Here is a 13413-nt window from a genome sequence, read left to right as displayed (position 1 = left end):
TATAAGGAGGTCGAGTATGATGAGTACCATCTTCTATCTCGTGAGACACGGTTTAAAAGAAAGGCGTAGCGGTGATGTCTCCCTTACTCCTGAAGGGATCATACAAGCCGAGTCCACAGCAAGGCATATGGCCCGGGCTGCCTTTCCCATCTCCAAAATCGTTACCAGTCCCCTTCAAAGAGCAAAAGAAACCGCCGAAAGGATTGCCTTGTACACTCGTTGTCCTATAACCGAAGATTCCCGCTTGCGAGAGCGTGCCAATTGGGGCGATTGCCCTGATCAGACCTTTGAAGAATTTATTGCGATGTGGGAGCAATGTACGTCTGATCCGGATTACATCCCGCCTGTGGGTGACTCGGCCAAAAAAGCGGGTCAACGTCTGGCCTCCCTACTGGCCGAATTGCACAATGAAGAGCCGGCAAACCGTAACATCATCGTGGTTACCCATGGCGGACTTATTACTGATTTCCTGGTTCAAACGTTCAATGAGCGGGAGCTTGACGTCTGGCATCCTGATTTTAAATCTGTACAAAACCGTCTTATTCCCGAATGTTCCATAACCAAGCTAATCTTTGATAAAGGAAACTGCAGGATTGAAGCATTCGCGTCCATAGAACATTTGACATGAAGATAATGATATAGCGCTGCTATAGCGCCCCTCGATTGGATGAGTTTTCGATCCAGTTCTCATTCTTACTCTTATTCTTGCGTAAAAAAGCTCTGGAACCCTGCATGTGTTGAAACACATTGGGATATTCCAGAGCTATTTTATAATTAGAAACCTTTTTTCATTATCCTGAGCCTAATCATTTTCCACCCTTACCTGATTGGGGAGTAGAGAACTTGGGCAGCGTTACCTTCGACCAGTCGATATCCGATGCCATGTAGAAGGACGGGTAGGAAGGCTGGTTGTAACCGCTGTTCTGTCCGGCAATACCCAAGCGGTACATGGCGTCATGCATCAGCGTGTACAGCTTCCGGTCTGTCTTCTCCGTACTCAGATAGATGCGGATGGCCGAGCTGTCCTCAGTTCTCACCAACATCTCTTCCCGCCAATCCCCGAAGATATCGGCCACCAGAGAAGGCGTGCCTTTGGTGTAATTGTTGGTTAATGTGCCTGTAGCTGTCAGCAGTGTACCGCGATTCCAATCCTTGATGGTTGGGGTAACATCAATCGCCCCGTCCACGATCTGAGTCGTCATATCTGCTGCCCAGCGAATATTCATATTGGTGCCCGGCGCCTTATCACTTATTTTCTCCCCACTGGCTGTCCACAATCCTACAGCCCATGTCTCCAAGCCTCTACGAGTTGGATCTACATCTCCAACCATCCCGCGTCCGGTATCTTTCCCTGTATAGCCGCCATAGATCACTTCTCCCGTTTTGGCATCCCGCAAGGAATATCCATATGGAGCCCACGGACCGCCTTCATGTACCATGAAGATTTCAAGTCCTGGACGATCCGGATCAATATCTGCCACATGCAGTGCATCCCCATGACCCAGGCGGGCAATCGTTCCCGGTGCGGCACTTTCAGCAGGCATCAGATCCGTTGAGCTGTACAGCACACTGCCGTCATGATCAATCGTAGCTGAACCGTAGATAATCTCCTGCTTACCATCTCCATCAACATCAGCCACACTGAAATAATGAGCACCTTGAGTTGTAATGGAGCCGTACTCCGGATCTGTGCCATCTACACCGTGTGGTCCATCGTTGAACGGATTTTTCATCGGAGTCCAGCCACTGTCCACTTTCCATTCGCGTTTGAGCTTTTTGCCGTCCCAGTTATAAGCAACCATCGTCGAGCGTGTATAGTACCCACGTGCAAAGACAGCAGATGGCTTCTTGCCATCCAGATACGCCACTCCTGCCAGGAAACGATCCACCCGGTTACCCGGCTCGATCCGTGCCATGGCATAATCGCCCCACATCAGACCATCATCATGGCGCTCCGGCTCGTAAGGAATGGTCTCGAGCTCTTTGCCAGATTCTCCTTCAAACACGGTCACATACTCAGGTCCATCTACGATAAAACCTTCGAATTTGCGCAGCTCGTTCTTGTCACTGCGGCTTGGCGCATAGACATCGATGAAGTAATCAGCCAGGCTCTCGGCATCCTGCTGGGACAATGGATAGGCATACTTCTTCTCTATGCCAAAAGCCTCCTCCAGCGTAGCAGGCCAGTTCCCCTTCACAACTTCCTCGTGTTTGTGCCAGTTTTTGAACATGTCGACCACATGATCATAATAACCGTCAGCACTTAAACGATAGTCATCTTCGTTGGAGTACCCTGCTTTGCGGTCTTCTTTCGGCAGAGTGATGTACTTCTCAGACGTCACTTTTCCTTTTTTGTTATATTTGATAATCTTGGTTCCCGGAGCGGTCTTGAACATCAATTCTGCCTTGCCATCTCCATCAAAATCATAAACCAGCATCTGTGTATAGTGAGCACCCGCACGGATGTTGACCCCGAGATCAATCCGGTACAACAACTGGCCGTCCAAGGTGTAGCAATCGACGTACGTTTTACCGGTGTAGCCTTTTTGAGATACATCCTTGGCGTTGGAAGGGTCCCATTTGACGAAAAACTCATATTGGCCGTCTCCGTCCACATCACCTACGCTCATGTCATTCGCGGAGTACGTGTAGGCTTCGCCAGCAGGTGTAACCCCATCAGCGGGTTTTTGCAGTGGAATATCCATATAGCCATTCGCCCACGGCTTAACGGAGCTGCTGCGCTTGCTTTCCTTTCCCTTGCTGTTAACAGCGGCCACTTCATAGCGGGAAGACGATTTTCCTGCGGGATCGATATAGTTCGTACTGTCCGTAACGGTAGCAATCTTCTTGCCGTCGCGGTATACGTTGAAGTTCGTGCCTGTCAGCCCTTTGTCGCTGTACCCCGTTGCCTCATCCCCAAGTAACCTCCAGCTTAGAAAAACACCTTCGGACGTGGATGCTGCCACCAGCCCCCGATCCAAATATTCGAGCTGAATCTCTTTCAATGAACCGCCCCCCTTGTGTGATTGAAGGCTAGCCTCTGCTGCACTGCTGCCATTGGAAGCCGCTGCTCCGCTTGTCCCCGCGGTTCCCGCAATAAGCAAGGCTACGCTGAGTGCCGAGGATAACACCTTGGCCGCAAGCGGCATACGTACCTTCCGGCGATTGGTCTGTACACGTGGAAACTCTTCCTTATGTACCCTTACTGTTGTTTTGGAATTCATCAACCTTCACTCTCCTTGAGACAGAATAGGTGATGCTTATCTTAATTTTGAACAGAACAGGTCGCCACAACATAATGATTGCGCTTACATAAATAAAGTCGAACAACCACTTAATCGACTTCCAGAGCACTGTCCTCCTTCCATTCCTCATTCAATTCAGAGCAAGCATTCCCGCCCAACGGGTACTATTATAGACATCCTTTCCACTATGACATAGGCAAATATCCGTTCAAAACGATCAATATTCAGTGTTTTATTGAGACTCATTTCAAAAAAGTCCAGAATCGACTTCGTCTCCTCCACTACCTTTCACATGTCCATCGAAGTCTCATTTTAAGATTGGTGGTCTCAATCTTGATGCGGGCAGCGTAGGTCGCTAAGCTCCAATTGTTACAAGTTAGATACAAGTTTAGCGCGTTTGGAAACATCCTCTCGCTATACTGACAATCGAATAGCACAAACCGGAACGGATATGCAGACGGTAACCAAAGGAGACCCCCATCACATGAACAGCACAACCATTAACAACGCATATGTTAACTATAAATCGGATATCACTCGGTACTTATCCCATATCGTTAGACAGCCTCAAGATGCGGAAGATCTGACGCAGGAATGTTTCATTCGGCTCATGAACGTTCACGCAGACATCCCTGAAGATCGACTGCTCTACTATCTCAAAAAGATTGCATACAACCTCGCTCTGGACACCTTCCGCAAACGAACGAGAACCATGAAGCGGGATAGCAGGCTTGACGTGCCAACGTACCACTGTGACATATCCGAACTGGAGATCACCGAGAGTGTCAACGATCTCTTCTCTGTCGTCAGTAATCCAGAACATCGCAGAATTCTGGAGCTGCGCGTCGTTCATGGATACAGCATCAAGGAAACCGCTCAGCTCGTCAATCGCAGTGAAGGCATGATCAAATCTTCGGTATTCCATGCCGTGAATCGCATACGTGCCAAAGTCATCTCCTAAGAGATGGCTTTTTTCAGATTATGCAAGAGCAAAAATAAACAGAGGATGTAAGCTTTTATCGTATATTCTCATTTTGACGTATGACTTATGGATCAATTTTACAAAACTCGAGGAATTTTTTACAAATTGTTATGACTATGTGAGATTTTGGTGTGATAGAATATGGACGAACTTATGAATCAACTAATATTTGGGAGGGATTTGGTTGGGTAAATTGACAAGCATGCGTGGAGTATGGTTAAAATCACTCCTTGCATTGTCTATGGCTTTACCGCTTCAGGTCGGATTATGGAATGGGAATGCTGCTGTTCACGCAGAGGGACCAACGGATCCGGCACCGTTCATCCAGGCAAAAGTTGTGAACGAAAATGCCGGCAAAAAGGTATTGTTCGACAACTCGCATGGTCAGACAGCTGGAGCTGCAGACTGGGTTATTGATGGCGGATTCTCGGACTTCGGTAATGCACTCGCAAATGACGGGTACTACGTGAAGGAACTTCGAAAAACAACTCCATTTACCTATGATGATCTCAAGGAGTATAACGTATTTGTTATTGCAGAACCCCAAATTCCTTTCAAAACATCAGAACAAGCTGCGCTGAAGCAGTATGTTGAATCTGGCGGCAGTATCTTCTTCGTCGGAGATCACTATAATGCCGACCGCAACAAAAACCGCTGGGATGGCTCTGAAGTCATTAACGGCTACCGTCGTGGAGCATACGAAGACCCAGCTAAAGGTATGAGCACAGAGGAACGTAACTCTGCAGCCATGCAAAATGTAACCAGTACGGACTGGTTGTCCGATAACTTTGGCGTACGATTCCGCTATAACGCACTTGGCGATATCGATGCCAATATCATTGTACCGGCAGATCAAGCCTTCGGGATCACTGAAGGGGTATCGGCTGTAGCCATGCATGCCGGTTCCACCCTCGCTATTACCGATCCGGAAAAAGCAAAAGGTATCGTCTACCTGCCAAAAACCAATGCAAAATGGAATAATGCAGTCGATCAAGGCGTCTACAACGGCGGCGGAATCGAAGAAGGTCCTTACGTAGCTGTATCCAAGCTGGGTGCGGGTAAAGCAGCCTTCATCGGAGACTCCTCCCCAGTAGAAGATGCGTCACCTAAATATTTGCGTGAAGAGACGGGTGCACGCAAAACAACCTATGATGGTTTCAAAGAAGCCGATGATGCTGCGCTGCTCGTCAACACAGTAAACTGGCTCGCTACGCAAGAAAACTATACCGATTTTACCCAGGTAAACGGTTTGGAACTCGATAATCCAACTGCATTGCTGGCATTCGAAGAACCAGCCGCTTCCACCGAGCCACAGGCTGAACCTTGGGCTGCACCAGCTGCAGGATACAAATGGTATGACAGCTCCACCTTCAAACCAGGTTCTTATGGCGGACCTGCTTCCAGCGCTAATGCTTCCTACAGCTTCGTAAAACAGGATACACTGCCTAACGCAGAGGACTTCCAGGTCCGCGTTGTCGTGGAAAACATGCCTGCCAACACGACTGTATCCGGGTACAGTGCAGGAATTTATCTGACTGGCGGAACTCAAGTAGCGATGATTCAGAATGAGAACGGCACTTGGCCGACTTCCTATGGCTACAGCTCCACGTTCAGCGTAACTTCCGATAGCAAAGGCCGGGCAATCAAGGATCTGAACGTTCGCATCAAGCCAGGAACTTCCGGTGCCGCGAACTTGCGTCTTCGCCTGAACGGCAGCAACCTGATCACGAGTGCTGTCACGATCAGCAATGTTCCAGCCGAGCAGCTTCCGGAGGAAGAAGGACCGATTCCTGCAGCAATCACCATTGCTGAAGCACGTGCCAAAACAGCCGGAACAACGGTAACCGTTGAAGGCGTTGTGACTACAGAGCCAGGCGCATTTGGCGGACAATCCTTCTACTTGCAGGATGAAACAGGCGGACTGTATGTTTTCCAAAGCACAAGCGGTTTCCATGCCGGAGACATGGTTAAGGTTACAGCAGCTACGGCGCTGTATAACTCCGAGTTCGAACTGACTGATATTGTTGCCATCGAGAAAACAGGAACAGCTGATATCCCGGCTCCTGTTGAAGCATCGACAGTAACGGATAACAATCAGGGACAATTGATCCAACTGAAAGACGTAACGGTTGAAAACATTGTCAGCGCAACACCTGTTGGATCGTTTGAATTCGACGCAGTTGCAGCTGACGGGACAAGCACTCATGTACGTGTCGATACACGGACAGGGGTAACTGAATCGAGCTTCCCTTACGCAGCAGGTGACAAGATCAATGTTACCGGTGTGGCTGCCATCTTCAAGGATGTATATCAATTGAAACCAAGAAACCTGAATGATTTTGCTGCTGCCGAGGAAGAAGGCGGCGGTGAAGAGCCTTCGATTCCTTCGGCGGGTGCACCGGGTAAACCCGTGCTTTCCTCCAATAATGGCCATACCAATGGTCTCCTTGAAGGATCCTATACTGTTAGCATGAACCTCTGGTGGGGTGAAAACGCAACAAGCTACAAATTGTACGAAGACGGCGTGTTGATCGATTCGCAAACGCTGACCAGTGCTTCTCCGCAAGCACAATCGGCCAAAACCACGATTACTGGCAAAGCCAACGGTACTTATACGTATGTGGCTGAGTTGACGAACTCCAGCGGTTCCACTCGCAGTGAAGTATTGACGGTTCAAGTTGCCAATGCTGCTCCAGGCAAAGCAGTCCTCTCCCAGGACAACTGGGATGGAGATGGCAACTACAAAGTAACGATGAACCTCTGGTGGGGTACAAATGCAACAGAGTATCGCCTCTATGAAAATGATGTATTGATTGATACTCAAGCCTTGAAAGCTGCAACACCTTCTGCTCAAAGCGCGGCAACAGACCTGTCCGGTCGTGCCAACGGAACATACACGTACCGTGCTGAGCTGGTGAATTCAGCTGGTGTGACAAGCACCGAAACGATTACGGTTCAAGTTACCAAAGCACTGCCTTTGGCTAGCTAAGAGATTACAAAATAAACCGAAACCAACCGCTGCCTCAATGCCGGGCAACATGGTTTCGGTTTTTTATTTTATTTATGCATGTTGTGCTGACTTTTACTGAGCTAATCTGTATTTATCGCTTCATGAATATGAGAATCATACTTCCCCAAATTACCATCCAGTGCATAGTGAATAACGATTACATTATTTTTTTGGTATTTACCGATCTTTGTTAAAGAGGTTATTGTGAAGCTTGCTTGTTCAAGTGCCTGCTTCGTCTGATTGACCGAATTCAAGAAATAAACAAATACAGTATCACGATCCTCTCCGTTCTGAGAAATGCTCATCTGAAATGGAACTTTGCCCTGCATGTCTATACTCGTTGAAGGCTCCATCGGCTCAACTTTTAATCCCTGTTCTTCAAGTGAAGTTATAAAATGTTCCAGAAAATCATCCTCAACAATAAGCCTTTCATGCCCTCTACAGCCTATACATATGGCCAGCAAGACAACAACGCCTACGAAGATGGCCGATCTCATAGTTTCACCACTTTTTAAATATAGAAACGAGAATGAACTCCAAATGTTGCAAACCTAAAGGGATCATTGGAATCAAAGATTTAGTTAAAACAAAAAAAGACTACCCGTGCATTTATATTTCAACACGTGATAGCCTCTTATAGACCAATAAATCAAGAATTCTACGATTAGCTACACCAGCTTCTTCCGGATATACCCCGAGATCAGGTCAATGATTGTGATCATCACGATGATCCCCAGCAGGATAATCCCTACTCGCGGCCAGTTCCGCGTGCCGAGTGCGAAGATCAGCGGTGTACCAATTCCCCCTGCCCCAATGACACCCAGAATGGTCGCAGAACGAACGTTAATCTCGAAGCGATACAACGTATAGTTGAGGAATCCAGGCAATACTTGCGGCAGCACGGCAAACCACAGCTGCTGCATACGAGTTGCTCCCGAAGCGAGCAACGCTTCTGAAGGACCATAATCGATATTTTCCACTTCATCCGCGAACAGTTTACCCAGCATCCCGATGGAATGCAGTCCAAGTGCAAGTACACCCGCGAAGGAACCCGGTCCTACAGCCTTGATAAACAGCAATGCCATAATGATCTCGGGGAAGGTACGGATGAAGCTCAGCACCATTTTCCCTGCACCCGATATGCCGCGGAAGCGGCTCATGTTTCTGGCAGACCAGAAAGCAAACGGAATACACAGTACAGCCGAGATAACGGTTCCCAGGATCGAGATCGCTAGCGTATCCAACAATCCTCGCAGCAAATCTTCACCTTCCGGCAAATAGACAAAGTCCCAGTCAGGTGAGAAAATCCCGGCAATAATCGCCTTCATAATCTGTCCAGCTGTTTCCTTGAGGCCAGTAAACGGTACGCCTGCCAGTGCCCAGGCATACACCAGGATGAGCAGTAACACAATGACCCAGCGAAGCGGGTTCTTCCGAGGTTTGCGCCGGATGACGCTCGTTTCATTTTTCATCATAACAATTTCTCCCGCAGCTTAGTACTTACATAATCAATGATCAGAACAATAACAAGGGTAAAGAGAATGATCACGCTCGTTTTGTCGTACTCCAGGAATCCAAGTGTTGCTTCATAGTACAGACCAATACCGCCTGCACCTACCAATCCAAGGATAGCAGCCGCACGTACATTGATTTCAAAGGCATACAGAACATAGGACGTAAACTGGGCAGCCAGTTGTGGTACCACACCATATACGATCAATTGAATCCGGTTCATGCCAACAGCCGTCATCGCTTCCAGTGGTCCCTGATCAATCGTTTCCAGCGTTTCATAGGTCAGCTTAGCAATCAGTCCAACGGAGAATACGGCAAGTGCCAGAATACCCGGGATCGGGCCGAGACCGAATACAGCAACAAACAGTGCAGCGAGTAGCAGATCAGGCACAGTACGAATCAGATTCAGTACAAACCGGGCTGGATAGTAAATCCAGCGGCTTGGCATCAGGTTGCCTGCACAGATAATCGAAACCGGAATGGCAATAATTGCGCCGATGGTGGTGCCAATCAAAGCCATACGAATGGTCTCCAGCATGCCCTGAACAATGTTGTCAAAGTAAGTCCACCGAGGTGGAAACATTTCCTTTAGCAATTTCCACATTTCGGGGAATCCTCCAAACAGTTCGCCGAAGCTCGCATCGGTCTGTTTGGCACTGGCCCACAACAACAGCAAGATGATAACTAGCGTGAGCAGATGTTTGGTGCGGCCGGGTGGTTTGGGACGATTGACGACCTGTCCAGGTCCGGATCCAGGCTCCTTCCCTGCTCCCGTCAGTGGTGTATGAAGTGAAGCGCCAGACTGCCCCTTCATACCAGTACTTCTCCCTGCTCGGTTACAGCCTGTTTGTCCAACAACTCGTCTGCGAGAATCGGTCTGCCATAGATCTCCGCAAAACGCTCATCTGTCGCCTCTTCCACAGGACCGTCAAACACCACTTCACCTGCACGCAAACCGACAATACGTGTTGCATACTCCCTTGCCAGATCAATAAAGTGAAGGTTAACGATCGTGGTAATGCCAAGATCCTGATTAATGCGTTTCAAGTCATCCATCACTTGCTTGGTTGTAAGTGGATCCAGGGAGGCAACCGGTTCGTCTGCCAGAATGATTTTCGCTTCCTGTGCAAGTACGCGGGCAATGGCCACCCGCTGCTGCTGTCCGCCGGACAGCTGATCTGCACGGGAATAAGCCTTCTCCGCAATGTTCACGCGTTCGAGCGCTTCGAATGCAAGTTCCGTATCTTTTTTGGGAAAACGGCCCAATATGGTACGCATCGTGGAATGATAACCGACGCGGCCCGCCAGAACGTTACGGAGGACACTGGAGCGTTTAACCAGGTTAAAGCTCTGGAAGATCATGCCGATATCCCGGCGAATCATGCGTAATCTCTTGCCCTGTGCCTTCGTGATGGAACTGCCGTTAATCAAAATTTCTCCGTCGCTTATATCATGGAGACGATTAATGGAACGCAGCAGCGTGGATTTACCTGCACCGGACAAACCTACTACAGCAATAAATTCACCTTGTTCAAAGGTAAGGTTAATATTATCCAGGCCTTTGGTGCCGTTGGCGTACGTTTTGGTTACGTTGCGAAGCTCAATCATGACATTAATCCTTCTTTCATTAATAGAGTTCTATTTCGTTGCCTGGCAGTAACGGGACAAGCCAGCGCAGCGTATATCACGCTGAACTGGCCTGTCCGCACTGCGAATACATCTGTAACATCCATTAGAAACGAATGACACCATCTACATATTTCAAATGTCTACTTGTAACAAAGACTACTCGGTTTTTACTTTTTCGCCGTATTGACGAACGATTTCAAACTTGCTGTCATCGGACTCTACATAACCTTCATGCGTATAGATTTCTTTGATGATTTCATGACCTTCCGGATCTGTACCGATGTCGATGAACGCCTGTTTGATTTTGCTTGTCCAGTCAGCATTCATGTCTGTACGTACAGCGATCGTATCGTTAGGAATCGGCTCTGTGAACGCCAGTACACGTGTATCTTCGAATACCGTTGGGTAGTCTTTGGAAACTGTGTTACGTGCATCTTGGAAAATGGCTGCTGCATCAACGTCACCGTTCAGTACAGCAATAACACCTTGGTCATGACCTTTTACCGTTACAGGAGTTACATCTTTCAATGGATCAATGCCTCTATCGAGCAGCAAACCTGCAGGCCATACATAACCTGCGGAAGAAGTTACGTTTTGGTATGCAATCTTTTTGCCTTTCAGTTCTTCAATGGATTGAATCGGCGAATCTTTTTTCACGATAAACATGGATTTATAGGAATCAGCCAGTTCTTCCGTTGGAGCACCTGTCTCATCATTAACGCCAAAACGTTGTGCCTGCAGAATAACTTGTGCTGCACCTTTTTCTTTTGCCAGTACATAAGCCGTTGGTGGCAGGAAGCCCACGTCTACTTTATTGGAAGCCATCGCTTCGATAATTGTGTTGTAGTCAGTGGATACGCTGACTTTTACCGGAATACCCAGTTTGTCGCCCAGCAACTTCTCAAGCGGTTTTGCTTTGGCTTCAAGCGTGTCTGCATTCTGGGATGGAACGAACTGTACAGTCAACTCAGTTGGTACATACCCTTCGGCTTCTTTGTCTGTTTCTGCCGTTTCAGTAGATGCACCGGAAGCATTGGAACTCGAATTCGTCTCGTTAGCCGAACCCGTTGTACTGCTAGACCCACAAGCACTTAGAAACAGAACCAAAATCAACAATGGTAAAAATAAAGCGGACTTCTTCAAGCGAACACCCTCCAAAGAGTTTCTATTTTTCAATACTTGTCTACTATAATTGGCAAATATTTGCGCGATGTGAAACGAAATTTGGAGTTTTGTAAAGTTTCCTGTCAGGCTGTCAGACGAACTTTCATCTGTTAGAATAGGCTCATTATGGTTGAAGATATAGGTACAGAGGCTGATCTTCACTCATTAATCATTGGCAAAACAGCCTGTGATTCCATATATTCATATTTATATATTAGAGGAGATTGTAAAATGACATCCATAACCCGCACGTCTAATTTCGACATCCTGTTTACCAGTGATCTTCACGGGGCCATCCGTCCCATTCATTACAATACCAATGCATTCCGTCCGGCAGGATTAGCTCTGCTCGCTTCGCTGATTCGCAAGGAACGTGAACGGTCACCGGAATTAATGATGGTGGATAACGGAGATTTGCTGCAAGGCTCTCCTTTGGCCTCCTATGCAGCATCCTTGGATGCGGATAGCCATGTTCATCCCTTCATCACTGTTCTGAATGAACTGGGCTATGATGCTGCTGTAATGGGCAATCACGAGTTTAACTATGGTCAGGAATTGCTGCGCGGAGCCGTTGAAGCCTCCACATTCCCATGGTTATCCGCCAATATTGTAAGCAGCGAACAGCCGGATGTACCAGCGTATGGTCCTCCTTACCTCATCAAGACATTAGCTTCTGGTGTTAAAGTTGCCCTGCTTGGTGCAACCACTCACTATATTCCGAACTGGGAGCATCCGAAGAATATCGAAGGTTTACAGTTCCTTGACGCATTGGAGACCATTCGAAAATGGGTTGGTTACATTCGCGAGCACGAGCAACCAGACGTAATGGTGGTCAGTTATCATGGCGGATTCGAGTGTGATCTGGAGAGCGGCGAGCCTGCCGAACGGTTAACCGGAGAAAATCAGGGCTATGCCATCTGCCGTGACATCAAAGGCATTGATGTACTCCTCACGGGGCATCAGCATCGCCAGCTTACCGCCGAAATTCATGGCGTGACTGTTATACAGCCGGGCTTCAGCGGAAATGGTGCAGGACATGTATCCGTTCAGTTAGCACAGCATTCAGACGGAACGTGGAAGATTACAGGAAAAGAAGCACGTTTGCTGCTTCTGGATGAGCACAGCGATGTACAGCCGGATGCTGTTGTCATGGACCTTACGGAAGACCTGGAGGCCGCAGCTCAGGCATGGCTCGATCAGCCAATCGGCGAAGTAGCCGGGGACTTGACGATCCACGATGTTACGGCCCTGCGGCTCTCGGCACATCCCTTTATCGCCTTTGTACATCAGGTACAGATGGAAGCGACCGGAGCTGAGATTTCCAATACGGCACTGCTCAGTGAAGAATCTCGCGGCTTCGGGTCGAAAATTACAGTTCGGGATGTGTTATCCAATTTTATCTACCCCAACACATTGACTGTATTGGAGCTGAGCGGTCAGGACATTCGGGATGCGCTGGAGCAAACGGCACGTTATTTTGAATTGAACGCTTCCGGTGAAGTGGTGGTCAATCCGGTCTACATGACCCCGAAACCGCAGCATTACAACTATGATATGTGGGCAGGCCTCGAATACAAGCTGGATATATCGAAGCCTGTGGGGAGCCGAGTGGTTAGACTGGAACGTGAAGGTAAACCGCTTGAAATGGAGGATAAGTACTCTGTTGTGATGAACAGTTACCGTGCAGCAGGTGGTGGAGATTACGCCATGTATCCCGGCAAAAAGGTGCTGCATGAAGGCGCCACCGATATGGCGGCACTAGTGGAGGATTATATTCGCAGACATCAACCTCTAGAGGTGGAGCAAGCGAATAATTGGAGTGTAATCGGCGGATAGTCTAAAAAGGCAGAACCTTCGCGTATGAAGGTTCT

At 48.2% G+C, this 13413-nt stretch carries 10 protein-coding genes; 4 read left to right on the top strand and 6 right to left on the bottom strand.

Annotated features, from left to right (window positions below):
• Positions 1-19: 19 nt before the first annotated feature.
• Positions 20-628, top strand: a complete 609-nt coding sequence (locus MH144_RS17485; protein WP_239302559.1) for a histidine phosphatase family protein — start codon at positions 20-22, stop codon at positions 626-628.
• 178 nt (positions 629-806) lie between these two features.
• Here the strand turns inward: MH144_RS17485 and MH144_RS17480 are convergent, their stop codons facing one another.
• Positions 807-3149, bottom strand: a complete 2343-nt coding sequence (locus MH144_RS17480; protein ID WP_239302731.1) for a rhamnogalacturonan lyase — start codon at positions 3147-3149, stop codon at positions 807-809.
• A gap of 580 nt (positions 3150-3729) precedes the next feature.
• Between MH144_RS17480 and MH144_RS17475 the strand changes: the two genes are divergently transcribed.
• Complete coding sequence (locus tag MH144_RS17475) at positions 3730-4206, top strand: RNA polymerase sigma factor (protein WP_239302558.1); 477 nt, start codon at positions 3730-3732, stop codon at positions 4204-4206.
• 205 nt (positions 4207-4411) lie between these two features.
• On the top strand, positions 4412-7216 hold the full coding sequence (locus MH144_RS17470) for a chitinase N-terminal domain-containing protein (protein WP_481857370.1): 2805 nt from the start codon (positions 4412-4414) through the stop codon (positions 7214-7216).
• Positions 7217-7317: 101 nt separating this feature from the next.
• On the opposite strand, the gene MH144_RS17465 is transcribed toward MH144_RS17470, so the two are convergent.
• The 5 genes from MH144_RS17465 to MH144_RS17445 form a co-directional block, all read right to left on the bottom strand.
• Positions 7318-7734: a hypothetical protein gene (locus MH144_RS17465; RefSeq protein WP_239302557.1), complete on the bottom strand. Its 417-nt coding sequence runs from the start codon at positions 7732-7734 to the stop codon at positions 7318-7320.
• A gap of 171 nt (positions 7735-7905) precedes the next feature.
• Positions 7906-8712 carry a phosphonate ABC transporter, permease protein PhnE gene (gene phnE, locus MH144_RS17460; protein WP_183522458.1) on the bottom strand — a complete coding sequence of 269 codons (807 nt, stop codon included), beginning with the start codon at positions 8710-8712 and terminating at the stop codon, positions 7906-7908.
• On the bottom strand, positions 8709-9563 hold the full coding sequence (gene phnE / locus MH144_RS17455) for a phosphonate ABC transporter, permease protein PhnE (RefSeq protein WP_239302556.1): 855 nt from the start codon (positions 9561-9563) through the stop codon (positions 8709-8711). The genes phnE (MH144_RS17460) and phnE (MH144_RS17455) overlap by 4 nt, the downstream gene beginning before the upstream one ends.
• Positions 9560-10357, bottom strand: coding sequence for a phosphonate ABC transporter ATP-binding protein (gene phnC, locus MH144_RS17450; RefSeq protein ID WP_239302555.1), 798 nt, complete (start codon positions 10355-10357; stop codon positions 9560-9562). The genes phnE (MH144_RS17455) and phnC overlap by 4 nt, the downstream gene beginning before the upstream one ends.
• 177 nt (positions 10358-10534) lie before the next feature.
• Positions 10535-11521 (bottom strand): phosphate/phosphite/phosphonate ABC transporter substrate-binding protein, encoded by a 987-nt coding sequence (locus MH144_RS17445; RefSeq protein ID WP_183522456.1) that lies wholly within the window; start codon positions 11519-11521, stop codon positions 10535-10537.
• A gap of 252 nt (positions 11522-11773) precedes the next feature.
• On the opposite strand from MH144_RS17445, the gene MH144_RS17440 reads away from it, so the two are divergent.
• Positions 11774-13378: a bifunctional metallophosphatase/5'-nucleotidase gene (locus MH144_RS17440; protein ID WP_239302554.1), complete on the top strand. Its 1605-nt coding sequence runs from the start codon at positions 11774-11776 to the stop codon at positions 13376-13378.
• Positions 13379-13413 lie beyond the last annotated feature (35 nt).

The organism is Paenibacillus sp. ACRRY, from assembly GCF_022346995.1.
Classification (GTDB): Bacteria; Bacillota; Bacilli; order Paenibacillales; family Paenibacillaceae; genus Paenibacillus.
This window is presented reverse-complemented; position numbering and strand designations above follow the sequence as displayed.